11 protein-coding genes and 1 riboswitch are annotated in these 16,389 nt (G+C 60.4%); of the genes, 9 read left to right on the forward strand and 2 right to left on the reverse strand.

What is annotated here, in order from left to right; all coding sequences use genetic code 11:
- Nucleotides 1-65 precede the first annotated feature (65 nt).
- From RIN49_RS26845 to RIN49_RS26865, 5 genes are all read left to right on the forward strand, one after another.
- Nucleotides 66-1,454, forward strand: a complete 1,389-nt coding sequence (locus RIN49_RS26845) for an NCS2 family permease (protein WP_309123191.1) — start codon at nt 66-68, stop codon at nt 1,452-1,454.
- A gap of 140 nt (nt 1,455-1,594) precedes the next feature.
- Nucleotides 1,595-3,943 (forward strand): helix-turn-helix domain-containing protein, encoded by a 2,349-nt coding sequence (locus RIN49_RS26850; RefSeq protein ID WP_309123192.1) that lies wholly within the window; start codon nt 1,595-1,597, stop codon nt 3,941-3,943.
- Nucleotides 3,944-4,058: 115 nt separating this feature from the next.
- Complete coding sequence (locus RIN49_RS26855) at nt 4,059-5,738, forward strand: extracellular solute-binding protein (RefSeq protein WP_309123193.1); 1,680 nt, start codon at nt 4,059-4,061, stop codon at nt 5,736-5,738.
- Between the two features lie 11 nt (nt 5,739-5,749).
- Nucleotides 5,750-6,712, forward strand: coding sequence for an ABC transporter permease (locus tag RIN49_RS26860; RefSeq protein ID WP_309123194.1), 963 nt, complete (start codon nt 5,750-5,752; stop codon nt 6,710-6,712).
- Between the two features lie 15 nt (nt 6,713-6,727).
- On the forward strand, nt 6,728-7,603 hold the full coding sequence (locus RIN49_RS26865) for a carbohydrate ABC transporter permease (RefSeq protein ID WP_309123195.1): 876 nt from the start codon (nt 6,728-6,730) through the stop codon (nt 7,601-7,603).
- Between the two features lie 222 nt (nt 7,604-7,825).
- Here RIN49_RS26865 and RIN49_RS26870 read toward each other — a convergent pair whose 3' ends face one another.
- On the reverse strand, nt 7,826-8,671 hold the full coding sequence (locus RIN49_RS26870) for a transposase (protein ID WP_309123196.1): 846 nt from the start codon (nt 8,669-8,671) through the stop codon (nt 7,826-7,828).
- Nucleotides 8,672-9,168: 497 nt separating this feature from the next.
- On the opposite strand from RIN49_RS26870, the gene RIN49_RS26875 reads away from it, so the two are divergent.
- Nucleotides 9,169-12,645 carry a chitobiase/beta-hexosaminidase C-terminal domain-containing protein gene (locus RIN49_RS26875; protein WP_309123197.1) on the forward strand — a complete coding sequence of 1,159 codons (3,477 nt, stop codon included), beginning with the start codon at nt 9,169-9,171 and terminating at the stop codon, nt 12,643-12,645.
- A 54-nt stretch (nt 12,646-12,699) separates the two neighbouring features.
- Here the strand turns inward: RIN49_RS26875 and RIN49_RS26880 are convergent, their stop codons facing one another.
- Entirely contained in the window at nt 12,700-12,981 is a 282-nt protein-coding gene (locus RIN49_RS26880; RefSeq protein WP_309123198.1) for a hypothetical protein, read from the reverse strand.
- A gap of 78 nt (nt 12,982-13,059) precedes the next feature.
- A riboswitch (cyclic di-GMP riboswitch) is annotated at nt 13,060-13,150 on the reverse strand.
- 343 nt (nt 13,151-13,493) lie between these two features.
- Between RIN49_RS26880 and purE the strand changes: the two genes are divergently transcribed.
- From purE to purB, 3 genes are all read left to right on the forward strand, one after another.
- Nucleotides 13,494-13,958, forward strand: coding sequence for a 5-(carboxyamino)imidazole ribonucleotide mutase (gene purE, locus RIN49_RS26885; protein ID WP_309123202.1), 465 nt, complete (start codon nt 13,494-13,496; stop codon nt 13,956-13,958).
- Between the two features lie 19 nt (nt 13,959-13,977).
- Nucleotides 13,978-15,144: a 5-(carboxyamino)imidazole ribonucleotide synthase gene (gene purK, locus RIN49_RS26890; protein WP_309123199.1), complete on the forward strand. Its 1,167-nt coding sequence runs from the start codon at nt 13,978-13,980 to the stop codon at nt 15,142-15,144.
- A gap of 65 nt (nt 15,145-15,209) precedes the next feature.
- A partial coding sequence (purB, locus tag RIN49_RS26895) for an adenylosuccinate lyase (RefSeq protein ID WP_309123200.1) occupies nt 15,210-16,389 on the forward strand: 1,180 nt, incomplete at its 3' end.

The raw sequence follows: 16,389 nt of genomic DNA on the forward strand, positions 1-16,389 counted from the left end.
TAATATTTGGAAAAAGGACGACACTACATATGAATTCGAATAAAGATGGGGAGTTGTTTCGACCGATGGATCGCTTATTTCAACTGAAGGCGAGAGGCACGAACGTTCGCACGGAAATGATCGCGGGACTTACGACGTTCATGACGATGGCGTACATCCTGTTCGTCAACCAGATCTTCCTGGGACCGAGCGGCGCGGGCATGCCGGCGGAAGCGGTGTTTTTCGCGACGGCGCTCGGAGCGGGTCTCGTCACGATCGCGATGGGCCTCTTCGTAAATATTCCGGTCGCGCTGGCGCCGGGCATGGGACTTAACGCGTACTTCATGAGCGTCGTGTTGAGCTCGAACGGGGAGATCACTTGGCAGACGGCGCTGGGCGCCGTATTCATCTCGGGGATCATCTTCATCATCTTAACAGTAACGAAAGTACGTCAGATGTTGGTTACGGCGGTGCCGAACAGCATCAAAGTCGGCATTACGGTCGGTATCGGCTTATTCATCGCGATCATCGGCTTCAAGCTTAGCAACATCGTGGCGATCTCGATCAACCCGGGCGTCGACGCGACCGTTCCGGTACCGGGCTCGAGCTTCAACCTGATGCTCGGTTCGTTCAACCCGGCGACGCACCCGGACACGTTCCTGGCGCTGCTCGGCCTGATCATCATCGGCATTCTGATGGCGCTGAAGGTGCGCGGCGCGCTCCTGATCGGCATCGTCGCGACGACGATCATCGGCGGTCTGCCGTTCCTCGGCCTGAACGTCGTCGACTTCGGCGCGCTCGGCACGGCGAACTGGATTCCCAGCTTCGACAACCTCGCCGTCGGCCAGCTCGATATCGGCGCGGCGCTCGGCGTAGGCTTGCTCGAAATCATCTTCGTGTTCACGTTCGTCGAGCTGTTCGACACGTTCGGCACGCTCGTCGGCACAGTCTCGAAGGCGGGCATCGACGTGAACCAGCCGGAAGGAAAGAAGACGATCGGCAAGGCGATGATGGTCGATGCGGCGGGCGTGAGCACCGGCGCGCTGCTCGGCACGAGCACGATCACCGCGTACATCGAAAGCGCATCGGGCGTCTCCGAAGGCGGCCGCACCGGCTTGACGTCGGTAACGACCGGCATCCTGTTCATTCTCGCCCTGCTCATTCTGCCGCTTGCCGGCATCGTGCCGTCCGCGGCGACCGCTCCGGCGCTCATCATCGTCGGCGTGCTTATGATGAGCTCGGTCAAAGATATTCAATGGGACGACTTCACGCAGGCGCTCCCGGCGTTCCTGACGATCGTGTTCATGCCGTTCACGGGCAGCATCGCGAACGGGATCTCGGCGGGCATCGTCACGTATGTCATCGTCGCGGGCTTCTGCAACTTGTTCTCGCTCAAGAAGGCGCCGATTCACTGGATGATGTGGCTGCTGGCGGCGCTCGTCATCGCGCGGTTCGCGTTCTTCGGCGGAGAATAAGCGTTCATATCGGAAAGTTGTTCGCATAGGGCCGTCTCCCAAGGGAGGCGGCCCTTGTCTTACGTCCAAGGGCATAATGACAGGCTAAAGGAGGAAGACGTATACTGAATGTAAATCTTTGGCGAACAGGGAGGGGAATTATGAATTTTTGGAAGCGCTTTATTCGAAGGGCGAATCCGCGTCGAAGCGCGTTTCTCACTTTGCTTTCGTCGTATATCGCGATTTTCTTGCTGCCCGTCATGATCGGAGCGGTCGTCTACGACAAGGTGGAGGGCATTATGGTCGAGAACGCCTCGCGTTCCAATAAGGCGATGCTGGAGCAGGTCCGCTTGGCCGTCGACAGCCGCGTGTCCGAGGTAGAGAAGTTGGCGATTCAAATCTCGCTCAATCCGAAGCTGCAATGGCTGCTGGACAGCAAGGAGTACGGCGATTCCCAGGAATTGTACAAGTTCATCGAATTCATGAAGGATTTAGCGCGGTACGGCACGGTCAGCAGCTCGATCAACAACTTCTACGTGTACTTCGCCAACACCGACACCGTCTTGACGCCCAGCATGCGCACGAATTCCCGGATGTACTACAACGAAATTTCCGGTTACAAGGACGTAAGCTACGACGCCTATCGAGAGCAGGTGCTCGAAGGCTATCATCTACGTTCGGTCCTCCCCTCCGCCGCGCTGCGGAACGACGCCCGCGTCGTCACATACGCGCAATCGCTTCCGCTCGGCGAGCGGACGGCGCCGAAGGGCACCTTGATCATCCTCGTCGACGAGAAGCAAATCCGCGATTCGCTCGAGCAGATCGAATCGGTGAACAGCGGGTCCATCTATATCCTGAACGAAGACCGGGAGATCGTCATGACGACGGCGGCGGACGACGAGTTGTCCGGCCGCTTGAAGTCCCGGTTGAACACGGGGCGGGATTACTTATCCTACGTCAACGACGCCGGCCAGGAGATGGTGGTCACGTATACGTTCTCGGCGGACAACGGCTGGACGTACGTATCCGTCGTTCCGAAGCACATCGTGCTGGCGAAGGTCATGACGGTCAAGTCTTGGGCCGTCTCGCTCGTGCTCGTCTGCCTGCTCGGCGGCGCCGTCGCTTCCTATTCCATGGCTTATAAAAATTATCGCCCGATCCGCGAGGTCGTCAACGCGCTCGTGCAAGGCCGGAGCATGCCTCGGGACCGTTCCTCGAACGAATACGATTTCATCAAGCAATCGATCGCCTCCTCCATCGCCGAGGAGCGCCGCCTGCAGCGCACGATATCGAAGCAGGCGCCGGTCATTCAGGCGGACTTCTTGTCCCGGCTCGTTCGCGGGCACGTCGACGCCTCCTCGGTCACGGACGAGGATTTACGGTTCATGGGCGTGAGCTTCCTGTCGGACCGATTCTGCATCGTGCTGGTGGACGTCGACGACGGCAAGCGGTTCATGCGGGAAGATTCCGAGAAGGAATGGGCGCTCGTCCGCTTCGTCATCGGCAATCTAGGCGGCGAGCTGCTCGGCGAGGCCGGCCACTCGATCGAGATGGAGCGCAACCGCGTGCTGTTCTTGATCAGCCTGCCGGAGCGGGAGCCGGAGCCGTCGGCGTACTTGCCCGACTTCGTCCGTCAGCTCCGCGAGCTGCTGGACGGCCGCTTCCTGACGCAGGTCACCTTGGCGATCAGCCGCGTGCACCGGGGGCTCGGCAAGATCGCGGAGGGGTACGGAGAAGCGATTCTGGCGCTCGATTACAAGCTGATCAAGGGGCATCATTCAGTCATCTATTACGACGATCTCGCCGAGCTGGAGCCGGGCTATTACCATTATCCGACGGCCGTCGAGGCGCAGCTGATGAATTACGCGAAGAGCGGCGATTTCGAAAACGCGGAGACGGCGCTGAACCAAATCTACGAGGTGAACTTCCACGCCGGCGGCTTGACGCCGGAGATGGGCAAGTGCCTCTTCTTCGACCTGGTAAGCACGTACTTCAAGCTCGCGGCGACGCTGGGTCCGGCGGAGACGCCGTTCGGAGATCCGGATCCCGCCAAGTGGGTGGCGGGCGGGGCCACCGCCGAGGAGATGTTCCGCCGAACGAAAGCGTTGTTCCGGCAGCTGTGCGAGCGGATCGACAGCGAGCGTCCCCGGCCGGGCGACCAGCTGTATCAACGCATTCAGCGGTACGTGGAAGCGCATGTGCCGGACGGCAATCTCGGCCTGAACGCCATCGCCGACCACTTCGGCATGAATCCCGCGTATCTATCCTCGTTCTTCAAGAAGCATAGCGGGGAGAATGTGTCCGACTACATCGCGCGCGTTCGCGTGTCCGAGAGCAAGAGGCTGCTGAGGGACACCGACTGGACGTTAGCCGATATCGCCGAGAAAGTCGGCTACGCGGGCAGCGTGGGCTTGATTCGGGTATTCAAGAAGATCGAGGGCATCACCCCGGGGCAATACCGCGCGAACCTGGAAAACGAAGAACGGATAACCGTTCTAAAAAATCGATAACGGCGGTTCCAAAAATCGGATAACGGATCAAGCGAAGGTACGATTTTCTTTGTTTCCTCCTCTGTTTATGCTTGGCTTGGAACGGACGATCAATGAAACAAAGGGAGGATCACGAATGAAGAAGCGCAGCAAGCGGGCAAGAAGGTTGACCCTGTCGACGGCCGCGGCGATGTCCGCGCTCGCCTTATTGGCGGGCTGCACCGGAAGCGGAAGCGGCGGGGACGCCGGCGCCGACGCCGGAGGAGAGACGACGCCGCCGAACGCCGAGGCGGGCGGAAGCGAGGGGGACGGCGCGGAGATCGGGTATCCCGAGACGATTACGTATTGGATCCCGATGGTCGACCATATCAAAGGGCACGCCACCACGATGAACGAAGTGACGTTATATCAGGAGCTGGAACGAATCACGGGCACGAAGGTGGAGTTTAAGCATCCGAGCGGCGAAGGCGACCAAATTACCGAACAATTGAATCTGATGATCGCCTCCCAGAACTTGCCGGACGTCGTAGAGACGAACTGGCTCAACATTTCCCGCGGGCCGGAGAACGCCATTCAAGAAGGAACGATTTTGCGGCTGAACGAGCTGATCGAGAAGCACGCGCCGAACTTCCGGAAGTATCTCGACGAACATCCCGATATCGAGAAGCTGATCAAGACGGACGAAGGCAGCATCTACGGCTTCCCGTTCATCCGCGGCCACGAGAGCCTTATGGTGTTCCACGGGCCGATCATCCGCAAGGACTGGCTGGAGCGCGTCGGCATGGACATCCCGACGACGATCGACGAATGGGAAGCGGTACTGACCGCCTTCAAGGAGAAGGATCCGAACGGCAACGGACAGGCGGACGAAATTCCGTTCTTCATTAAGTACGACGGCAACGTGAAGGACCCGGGCATGAACCAGCTGATCGGCACGTTCGGCATCGGCGCGCAGTTCTACCAGGTGGACGGGAAGGTGCGATACGGCGAAATTCAACCGGAATTCAAGGAATTCCTGACCGTGCTGAACCGGTGGTACGAGAAAGGGCTGCTCGACCCGGACTTCGCCGCCACGGACGGCGCGCTGCGAGACGCGAAGGTGACGGGCGACCAGCTGGGCGCCTTCTATTGGTATGCCGGCAGCGGCATCGGCCGATATATGGGACTGATGGAGAAGGACCATCCGGAAGCGGAGCTGTGGCCGGCGCCTTATCCGGCGTTGGAGAAGGGCGGCAAGGCGGCGCTCGGCCAGCGCGATACGGCCTTCTCGGGCATCGCGGCGGCGATTACGGGCAAGGCCATGAACCCCGAACGCATCGTGAAGTGGCTCGACTTCGCCTACAGCGAGGAAGGGCATAACCTGTTCAACTTCGGGAAGGAAGGCGTGTCCTACGATTGGGTCGACGGGTATCCGAAATATTCCGATCACATTATGAAAAATCCGGAGGGTCTGAACGTCTCCCAAGCGATGAGCATGCACTTCCGGGCGGCGTATAACGGACCGTTCGTCCAGGATAAACGGTATATCGAGCAGTACATGGAGCGGGATTCCCAGAAGGAAGCCATTCAAATCTGGAGCGAGCCGGAAAATAAAATCCAGATGCCGAAGGTGACGATGACGGCGGACGAGAACAAGCGGTTCGCGTCGATCATGACGGACCTGAACACGTACTCCGACGAGATGGTAACCAAATTCATAATGGGCGTCGAGCCGCTCGACCGATTCGATCAATACGCGGAGACGCTGAAGGGCATGGGGATTCAGGAGGCTATCGATATTCAGCAAGCGGCGCTCGATCGTTTCAATAATCGATAGGGGGAACGCCCATGGCTCGGTTACAGCGAGAGCTCATCCCGGCCCCGGAGTTCAAGAGCAACCGGTTCGGGGCTCGCGTCCTGCGCGACTTCAAGCTCAACCGAACCGTCTACCTCATGCTGCTTCCGGTGGTGCTGTATTATCTCATTTTCCAATACGGTCCGATGTACGGGCTTCAGATCGCCTTCAAGGATTACATTCCGGCGAAGGGGTTCGCGGGCAGCCCTTGGGTAGGGTTGAAGCATTTCCAAGAATTTTTCGAAAGCTATTACTTCTGGCGGTTGCTGGGGAATACGATGCTGTTAAGCTTCTACAGCTTGATTTTCTTTTTCCCGGCGGGGATCGTGCTAGCGCTCTTGCTTAACGAAGTGGCGAATCCGAAGTTCAAGCGGGCGGTGCAGACGATTACGTACATGCCGCACTTCATCTCGCTCGTCGTCATCGTCGGCATGATGGTCGACTTCTTGTCCTCGAACGGGCTGATCAACAATTTGCTCGTCTCCGTCTTCGGGATCGAACCGATCCCGTTCATGCGGACCCCGGGCTGGTTCCGAACGCTGTTCATCGGCTCGGAGCTGTGGCAAAACCTCGGGTGGAGCTCGATCATCTTCCTCGCCGCGATCAGCAACATCGATCCGGCGCTGTACGAGGCAGCCCGAATCGACGGCGCCAACCGATTCAAGCAAGCGGTGCATATTACGTTCCCCGGGATTTTGCCGACCGTCACGATACTGCTGATCTTGTTCATCGGCCGATTCATGACCGTAGGCGCCGAGAAAATCCTGCTCATGTACAACCCGGTTACGTACGAGACGGCGGACGTCATTCAAACCTATGTGTATCGCAAAGGGATTCTGCAGGCGGACTTCAGCTACAGCGCCGCGATCGGACTGTTCAACGCGGCGATCAGCTTCGCCTTGCTCATTCTGGCCAATACGATCGCCAGACGCGTCGGCGAGACTAAACTGTGGTAATGGAGGTAACACCGTATGCGCAGAAGCTGGGGGGAGCGATCCTTCGACGCCGGCAATATCGCCTTCATGCTGGCGCTGTCGCTGATTACGCTGTATCCGCTCGTTTTCGTGTTGTTTTCCTCGCTGAGCGACCCGGCCGAGGTCGTAAGGAACCGAGGGCTGCTGTTATATCCCAAAGGGTTTAATCTGGACGCTTATCGGCTGGTGTTCGACAACCCGAACATCAGGACCGCGTACTTGAATACGCTCGTCTACGTCGTCTGCGGCACGACGGTCAACCTCGTCATGACGTCGCTGGGCGCCTACGGCTTATCGAGGCGGAACGTGCTGTGGAAGAACGCGATTATGTTCATGATCGTGTTTACGATGTTTTTCGAAGGCGGCCTCATTCCGCTCTACTTGCTCGTCGGCAATCTGGGGATGCTGGATACGCGCCTGGCGCTCATCCTCCCGACGGCCGTGAGCGCCTTCAATTTAATCATTATGCGCACGGCGTTCCAAGGCGTGCCGGTCAGTCTGGAGGAGTCGGCGCGGCTGGACGGCGCGGGAGACTGGACGATCTTGTTCCGCGTCGTGCTGCCGCTGTCGCTGCCGGTCGTCGCCGTCATGGTGCTGTTTTACGGCGTGTACCATTGGAACTCGTGGTTTCCCGCGATGATCTATTTGCAGACGCGCGAGCTGCTGCCGCTGCAGCTCATTCTACGGGAAATTCTGATCGCCAACGACACCAGCAGCATGATGGGCAACGTGCCTTCGGGCGACGAGATGCCGGTGGGCGAGACGATCAAGTACGCGACGATTATGGTGGCGACGCTGCCGATCCTGTTTCTGTACCCGTTCTTGCAGAAGTATTTCGTGAAAGGCGTCATGATCGGCGCGATTAAAGAGTAAGTTGGAAGCTCCCGCCGCTTTCGCCGGAAGGCTCGTCGCTCGAGCCGCCGCGTCGAAGGGGCGGGAGTTTTTACGTTTCGCAATAAGTCGTCGTATCGATTGGAAAGGGGATCATCGTCCTTCGCGTCTCTTTACGACCTGTTTCCCTCTGATCAGCTTTTACGCTGTCAGGCACCAAAGAAGGATAGCTGTTCGCGCCGGAAGAACGGTCCGGTGAGTCGTTCATGCAGCGGAGCGCAACTTGGCATGATTCGCAGCGGGTTTACGGTTCGGGCTTCGAAAGCAAAGCTTATGCCACTCGTCGCGCAAGGAGGCGCCCTTCGCCGCCGCATTCCAGCGAAAACAAAACTCGTCGAGGTAGCTCTGAAGATAGGCGGAACCGATGCCGTTAAACAGGCGGATAAGCCAATGGCTTGCTTCGCGGAAACACTCGCGGAGCGGGCTGCATTCCATCCTCCGGTCGTTCAACCATTGGATTGTCGAGCCAGGGGAGGCAACTTCCGAAGTGATACGTTCCTTGCCTTGCCCCGTCAACTCTTTCCAGCCGAGATACAAGTCCTCGGTTCGAACCGCATTGATTTTCAGTTCGCTCGGCATGCCGAACGAATCGACGGCGGCGCTGACGCTGACAACGCGCTCGCAGCGGTAATGTCGATGGGGAAGGAAGGTGAAAATGGCTTTCGGCGCCAAGGCGCGAAGCCCCGCATGGACTGTCCCGGAAAGCTTGCGTTCGGCTTCGAGCTCCCGAATGGCGCCGCGAAACTTCCGAAGCATCGTCCATGCCACCTTATGCGAAACGCCGATGACGGCGCTCAATCGTTTGGCATTGATGCCGTTCGTCGAGCCGAGCAGGTCGATGGCGGCGGCCCACTTCTCCAGCGGGGTGCGGCTCTTGTCCATAATCGTTCCGGCGGTTACGCTCGTCTGATGACGGCATAGGCGGCACTGATACAACGGCGATTTTCGAGTCTGGATCAAATAGTAAGCGCGATAATCGCATTGCGGACAGACGAAGCCGTCCGGCCACCGTCGCTGAAAAAACTCATCGTTGGAAGAAATAAACCCCATCCCCATCGCCTCCTGACAACTTCATTATACCGAACAGATGTTCCCGTGTAAAGGATGAATTCCAATGTTTCAAAAGAAGCGGCTTACCATGCGTGAAGACGCCCCTCTGTGCTGAGCTAAAGGGAAACAGGTCGAAAAGGAGCAACAGAGGGGCAACACCGTCCGAGACTGAGCAGAGGGAAGCAGGTCGTAAAGAAGCCCGGAAACAGAACAGAAGGGACTGGAAGCAACAGGAAATGGAAACGGAAATGGAAACGGAAATGGAAACGGAAACGGAGGGAATGGAGACAGCGGAAAATGAAATCGGCGCAATAATTTCTTTATATGAATCGCGAACGCAGTTAACAATCCTCTGCCAGAATCATGTAGGGTTGTTAAAAAGGAGGTGAAAATCTCCGAAAACTATGCAACGATAACGATAGCAAGGATTGACCGATGGTTAGCATCGTCAATGGATTGCAGCTATTCTACTACTTATTCGGAAGGCAGGAGAGAGGATGAAGCGGAACAAGAAATGGGTCAGGTGGACGAGCCTCGCGCTGGCCGCGGCGATCTCGGCTTCGCCGCTGTCGCCGGCGGCCGTGCCGTCGGCGAACGCGACGGGAGCGGGGCATCTAGTGATCAGCGAAGTATACGGAGGGGGAGGAAATAGCGGATCGACATGGAGGAGCGATTTCATCGAGCTGTACAACCCGACGGAGACGGCCGTTAACGTAACGGGTTGGACCATACAGTATGCGTCGTCCTCCGGCAGCTTCAGCTTGGCGTCGAATATGTATGTCGAGCTGACCGGGATCGTCGCGCCTCACGGGTATTATCTCGTGAAGGCCGCCGACGGGAGCGGCGGCAACGTCTCGCTGCCGTCGCCGGACGACGAAGGCGGCATCGCGATGGCGGCGGGAAGCGGCAAGGTGGCGCTCGTCTCGAACGGCGAAGCGATTGCCGGGAAGGACGACCCGGACGTCGTCGACTTCGTCGGTTACGGCGGCGCCGGCGCGTACGAGGGAAGCGGCGGGACGCCGACGCCTTCGAGCTCGGTCAGCGCGCAGCGCAAGAGCGACGCGGCGGGGTACGTGCCGGGGCAAGGCAACGGCTACGACGCCAACGATAACAAGACCGACTTCTTCACCGCCGCTCCGACGCCGCGGAACGCCGCCTCGCCCGCGGAGCCGCCGCTCGGCGACGACGTGGTGGCGGGCGTCTCGGCTTCGCCGGCGCCGGGCGCCGTCGAAAGAGGGACGGAGGTCACGCTGAGCAGCGCGACCGTTACGGCGACCGTGTACTACAGCGTATACGCGGCGGACGGAGCGGCGATCGTGATCGATGCGCCCTACGCGGGGCCGATCCCGATTACGCAAGCGACGACGATCGAAGCTTACGCGCAGAAAGGTGCCGTGCGCAGCGAGGTGCGGACGTTCGCCTACGACGTCGTCGAAACGCTCTCGATCGCCGAGGCGCGTACGCTGCCGGCGAACGCCGCCGCGAGCATCGAAGGCGTCGTCACCTACAAGGAGTCTGCCGGCGGCCAGAACAACTTGTATGTGCAGGACGAGACGGCGGGCATCGTCGTCCGCGGCGCGAACCTGACGCCGAACCCGGGGGACCGCATCCGCGTATCGGGGACGCTGACCGATTACTTCGGACTGGCGCAGCTGCAGACCGCGGCCGGCCAAGTTGCCGTCCTGGCGCCGCAGGCGGGCGTTCCGGCGCCGATCGTCGTCGATTCGCGCGGGTTCGCCGAGCCGAACGAGGCGCGCCTCGTCAAGCTGGAGTCCGCGACGATCGGGCCGGGCAACGAGTTTAACGAATTTACGATCCAAGACGAATACGGCGCGGCGATCGTGAAGTCCGGCTGGATCGAATCCGGGAAGACGTACGATCAGATCGCCGGCGTTCTTACGTATTCCTTCGGCGATTACATGCTCGTTCCGCGCAATCGGTTCGACGTCGTCGAGAAGACGTTTTCGGTGATCGCGGAGACGCCGCCGGGCATCGTGCCGCCGGGGACGGGCATCGCCCTGTTCTCGCCGCAGCCGGGAGCGGCCGTCTATTATACGACGGACGGCTCCGAGCCGACGCCGGAGACGGGGACGCCGTACGCGGGGCCGATCGTCGTCCGCGACGACGAGGTGACGATCCGCGCGATCGCCGCGGTCGACGGGAAGGTCAGCGAGGTCTACTCCTTCCATTATGTGAAGCAAAAGACTTACGAAGGCCTCGCCATCCACGACGTGCAATCGGCGGGACACGCCTCCCCGTTCGAAGGGCATAAGGTGAACGATCTCGAGGGCATCGTCACGCAGCGGATCGGCACGAGCAAATTTTACATGCAGACGGTCACCGCTCAAGAAGACGGAGACGACCGGACGTCGGAAGCGATTCTGGTGTACTCCTCGTACAGCGTGGCGCCCGGCGACCGCGTGCTCGTCGACGGAACGGTCGAGGAGCGGAAGGAAGAAGGCTACGACGATGCGAACGACCTGCTGACGACGGCGATCGGCTCGGCGTTCGTCACTCGGGCGAGCCGCGGGAACGCGCTGCCGGCGCCGGTCGCGCTGGAGCGGGACCGCATGATCCCGAAGTCGATCGTGGACAACGACGGGATGACCGTTTTCGATCCGGAAGAAGACGCCCTTGATTTCTACGAAAGCTTGGAGTCGATGCGCCTCGAGCTGCGGGACGCCCGCGTCGTGGGGCCGCTCGATTACGAAATTCCGGTCGTGCTCGGCGAACAGCCGGGCGAGACGATGACGCCGAACGGCGGCATTCTGCTCACCGGCGAAGACCTCAACCCGCAGCGCGTGCTGGTGAAGAAGGAAGTCGACGGCTATAAGACGGGGGACCGGTTCCTAGCGCCGATCGTCGGCGTGCTCGGCTACGATTACAGCAACTTCAAGGTCATTCCGGAAGGCAATTTGCCTGCGGCGGAAAAGGGTGCGGCGACGCGCGAACGAACCTCGATCGCGTTCGACGAAGATAAACTGACGATCGCCGGGTTCAATATCGAAAACTTCTGGGATAACCCGAGCGCGTCCGGCGCCGAGAAAAAGCGCAAAATCGCGTTGGCGATCGTCGAAAACCTGAACGCCCCGGATATTATCGGTCTTATCGAAGTGCAGGATAATAACGGGCAGACGGACGACGGCACGACCGACGCGAGCAAGAGCTACGAGGCGCTGATCGCGGCGATCGCGGCGGCGGGCGGACCGAAGTACGCATATACGGATATCGCGCCGGAGAACAACCGGGACGGCGGCGCGCCCGGCGGCAACATCCGAGTCGGTTACTTGTACAACCCGGACCGGGTGACGCTGACGGAGAAGCCGAGAGGGGACGCGACGACGGCGGTGTCGTACGACAAGAAGTACGGCTTATCGCATAACCCGGGACGGATCGCGCCGACGAACGACGCGTTCGACAGCTCCCGCAAGCCGCTCGCCGCCGAATTCGAGTTCAAAGGGGAGCGCGTGATCGTCGTCAACAACCACTTCAACTCGAAGGGCGGAGACGAAGCGCCGTTCGGCGCCGTGCAGCCGCTGCCGCCGACGCTCGGCAGCGAAGCGCAGCGCCATAAAATCGCGAACGTCGTGAACGACTTCGTCGCGGGCGTGCTGAAGGAGGACCACAAAGCGAACGTCGTCCTGTTGGGAGACTTTAACGACTTCCAGTTTTCGAAGACGCTCGACCTATTGAAGGGCGACGAGCTCGTCAATATGGTGGACCTGCTGCCGCTTCCGGAGCGCTACTCCTACGTGTATCAAGGCAACTCGCAGACGCTGGATTCCTTCCTCGTGACCGAACGGCTCGCGCCCGCGACGACGCTGGATATCATCCACATCAACGCGGATTTCAGCGAACGCGACGGCCGCGTCAGCGACCACGACCCGCTGCTCGCCCAAGTAGATCTGTTCGCGAGAGGCGTCGGCAACGGCAAAGGGCAAGGCTACGAAAACGGCAAAGGCACGAAGAAATAAGCGCAACACGAAAATACGCCCTCCGGACTTAACGTCCGAGGGCGTATTCGGTTCTTAGGAGGGAGCGCGGTTCTTGTACTCTCCGCAGTCCAGGCAGCTTTCCACGTTAATCTTCCGCATATAGCACAGATCGTTCGATTTCCCGCAATAGATCGGGGCGTCGTCGGCGATGTCGGTGGAAATCATAAGACAATGCTTGCACGATCCGACGAGAGCGGCGGTGATGCGCAGCACCATAAGCCGCAGCGAGTCTTCGTCGTCCGTAAGGAGCAGCTCGTGATCGCTGCCGGACGAATGAAGCGGTTGCAATGAATCGGAGTCTTCGAGCTTGTACAACGCCTTACCCCCTCGCGCCCGCGAAGGAAGAACGCAACGCTTCCATAAAACTAGACCCGCCTGTATGTCGTCCGTCTCTAGGGCGGCTTGGCGATCGTAGCCTCCGGCGGAAGCGGTAGACCCATAGCTTTGCGTCCTTCCCTTTCGGAAAAGTTTGCCGTTACCCTGTCCTATGCGCTTCGCTTGCGGATGCACGTTCGGTGTGCTACTAATTTACCATTACAATACCATAAGTTGGAACTTCGGTCACTATTATTTTTGCAGTTTGCAAAACCTTAAAAATACGAACTATATCTCAAGTCGATCGGGGAATGTTCGCTTTTTACGTTGACATTGCCATGTAAGCATTGGTACACTAAAGACGAAACGGAGAATTTACCGGAACGGCGACATATGTCCTGGGGCTGCACGATGGCGCCCGGACTTTTGTTTTGTAAACGCGGCAAGCGTACCTATATTATACGAAGCGAAGGAGTGCTTTAATCGTGTCAACACCGATCGTCGGCGTCGTCATGGGCAGCAAGTCCGACTGGGAAACGATGAAGCTCGCGTGCGATATGCTGGAGGCGCTCGGCGTCCCGTACGAGAAGCGCGTCGTCTCCGCCCACCGTACGCCGGATCTGATGTTTACGTATGCGGAGCAAGCCCGGGAGCGGGGGCTCAAGGTCATTATCGCGGGGGCGGGCGGCGCGGCGCATCTGCCGGGCATGATCGCGGCGAAGACGGAGCTGCCGGTCATCGGCGTGCCGGTGCAATCGAAGGCGCTGAGCGGGCTCGACTCGCTGTTGTCGATCGTGCAGATGCCGGCCGGCGTGCCGGTGGCGACGGTCGCGATCGGCGCGGCCGGGGCGACGAACGCGGGGCTGCTCGCGGCGCAAATCGTTGGCGCGTACGACCCTGAGGTCGCGGCGCGGCTGAAGGAGCGGCGGGACCGTACCCGCGCGGAAGTGGAATCGATCGGCGATAACCTGCCGTGAATTGGAGAATACTACCGACATGGAAACTCTTAACATGAAGCGGATTTTGCCGGGCGCCACGATCGGCGTGCTCGGCGGCGGCCAGCTCGGCCGCATGTTGGCGCTGAAGGGACGCGAGATGGGGTATCGGTTCGCGACGCTCGACCCGACGCCGGATTCGCCCTGCGGGCAAGTGTGCGACCGCCAGGTGACGGCGCATTACGGAGACGAGGGAGCGGCGCGGGAGCTCGGGCGCATCGCGGACGTCATTACGTACGAGTTCGAAAATGTGAACGCCGGCGTCGCGGCCGTGCTCGAGCGGGAGTCGTACGTCCCGCAAGGCAGCGAGCTGCTGCGCACGACGCAGCATCGGCTGCGCGAGAAGCGGGCGGTCGAAGCCGCGGGCGTGCCGGTGGCGCCTTATCGCGAGATCGCGACGATCGCCGATCTGCGCGAGGCGCTGCAAGCGTTCGGCGCGCCGTGCGTGCTGAAGACGGCGACCGGCGGCTACGACGGCAAGGGGCAGTTCGTCATTCGGCGGCACGAACAAGCGGCCGAGGCGTTCACGTCGCTCGGCGGCGGGAACGTAGAACTGATCGTCGAACAGTTCGTCGACTTCGTGCGCGAGCTGTCGATCGTCGCGGCGCGGGGGCTGGACGGCGAGGTGCGGACGTTCCCCCCGGCGTGGAACGTGCACGTGAACGGCGTGCTGCACACGTCGACGGCGGCGCCGGGGCTCATCCCGGCCGACGTCGACGCCCGCGCGCGCAAGATGGCGGCGGACATCGCCGCCTCGCTGAACGTCGTCGGCCTCATCGCCGTCGAGATGTTCCTGAAGGCGGACGGTACGCTATACGTCAACGAGCTGGCGCCGCGGCCTCATAACTCAGGCCATTATTCGATGGACGCCTGCACCGCGTCGCAATTCGAGCTCCACCTGCGAGCCGTCTGCGGCTTGCCGCTGCCGGAGCCGAAGCTGCTGACGCCGGTCGTGATGGTCAACGTGCTCGGCGAGCACGTCGCGCCGCTGCTGCATTGGATGGAAGCGGGCGGCGAGCGGACGCTGCCGGAAGGCGTGGTCGCGAAGCTTCATCTCTACGGCAAGGCGGAATCGAAGCCGGGCCGGAAGATGGGGCACGTGAACCTGCTGGCCGACGACCCGGACAAGGCGCTGCGCTGGATCGAGACGTGCGGGATTTGGTCGTAGCCGCGGAGCGGATGATGCAGCGAATAAGTTAAGGAAGGCTAGATAGACGGAGGAGGAACCATACGATGATCGAACGTTACAGCCGGCCCGAGATGGCCGCGATCTGGACGGAGCAAAACAAGTTCCAAGCGTGGCTCGAGGTGGAGCTCGCGGCTTGCGAGGCGTGGAGCGAGCTCGGCGTCATTCCGAAGGAGGACGTGGAGGCGCTGCGCGCGAAGGCGGGCTTCGATATCGATCGCATTAGCGAGATCGAGCTGGAGACGCGCCACGACGTCATCGCGTTCACGCGCGCGGTATCCGAGACGGTCGGTCCGGAGCGGAAGTGGGTGCACTACGGTCTGACGTCGACGGACGTCGTCGACACGGCGCTCGGCTACTTGCTGAAGCAAGCGAACGCGATTCTCGAAGCCGACATCATTCGATTCATTGACATCCTCAAGGAGCAAGCCGTTCGCTACAAGGACACCGCCATGATGGGCCGCACGCACGGCGTGCACGCGGAACCGACGACGTTCGGCTTGAAGCTCGCCCTCTGGTACGAAGAGATGAAGCGGAACCTGGAGCGGTTCCGCCATGCTGCCGATGGCGTGCAGTTCGGGAAAATTTCCGGCGCGGTCGGCACGTACGCGAACATCGACCCGCACGTCGAAGCGTCCGTCTGCAAGAAGCTCGGCATCAAGCCGGCGCCGATCTCGACGCAGACGCTGCAGCGCGACCGCCACGCCGAATATATGGCGACGCTGGCGCTGATCGCGACCTCGATGGATAAGTTCGCGACGGAAATCCGGGCGCTGCAGAAGTCCGAGTTCCGCGAAGTCGAAGAGCCGTTCGCCAAGGGACAGAAGGGCTCGTCGGCGATGCCGCACAAGCGCAACCCGATCGGCTGCGAGAACATGTCCGGCCTCGCGCGCGTCATTCGCGGCCACATGATTTCCGCGTACGAGAACGTGCCGTTGTGGCACGAACGCGACATCAGCCACTCGTCGGTCGAGCGCATCATCCTGCCCGACGCGACGATGCTGCTGAACTATATGCTGAACCGTCTCGGCAACATCATCAAGAACCTTACGGTGTTCCCGGAAAACATGAAGCGCAACATGGAGCGCGCGTACGGCGTACCGTTCTCCGGCCGCGTCATGACGAAGCTGATCGACAAGGGCTGGAGCCGCGAGCAGGCGTACGACACGGTGCAGCCGCGCGCGATGCAGGCGTGGGAGACGCAGCGCCAGTTCCGCGACATTATCG

Source organism: Paenibacillus sp., assembly GCF_031177825.1.
Lineage (GTDB): Bacteria > Bacillota > Bacilli > Paenibacillales > YIM-B00363 > Paenibacillus_AE.

Coding starts and splice junctions, on each gene's coding strand:
- RIN49_RS26845 (WP_309123191.1), top strand. CDS start 66: ATGGATCGCTTATTTCAACTGAAGGCGAGAGGCACGAACGTTCGCACG.
- RIN49_RS26850 (WP_309123192.1), top strand. CDS start 1,595: ATGAATTTTTGGAAGCGCTTTATTCGAAGGGCGAATCCGCGTCGAAGC.
- RIN49_RS26855 (WP_309123193.1), top strand. CDS start 4,059: ATGAAGAAGCGCAGCAAGCGGGCAAGAAGGTTGACCCTGTCGACGGCC.
- RIN49_RS26860 (WP_309123194.1), top strand. CDS start 5,750: ATGGCTCGGTTACAGCGAGAGCTCATCCCGGCCCCGGAGTTCAAGAGC.
- RIN49_RS26865 (WP_309123195.1), top strand. CDS start 6,728: ATGCGCAGAAGCTGGGGGGAGCGATCCTTCGACGCCGGCAATATCGCC.
- RIN49_RS26870 (WP_309123196.1), bottom strand. CDS start 8,671: ATGGGGTTTATTTCTTCCAACGATGAGTTTTTTCAGCGACGGTGGCCG.
- RIN49_RS26875 (WP_309123197.1), top strand. CDS start 9,169: ATGAAGCGGAACAAGAAATGGGTCAGGTGGACGAGCCTCGCGCTGGCC.
- purE (WP_309123202.1), top strand. CDS start 13,494: ATGGGCAGCAAGTCCGACTGGGAAACGATGAAGCTCGCGTGCGATATG.
- purK (WP_309123199.1), top strand. CDS start 13,978: ATGGAAACTCTTAACATGAAGCGGATTTTGCCGGGCGCCACGATCGGC.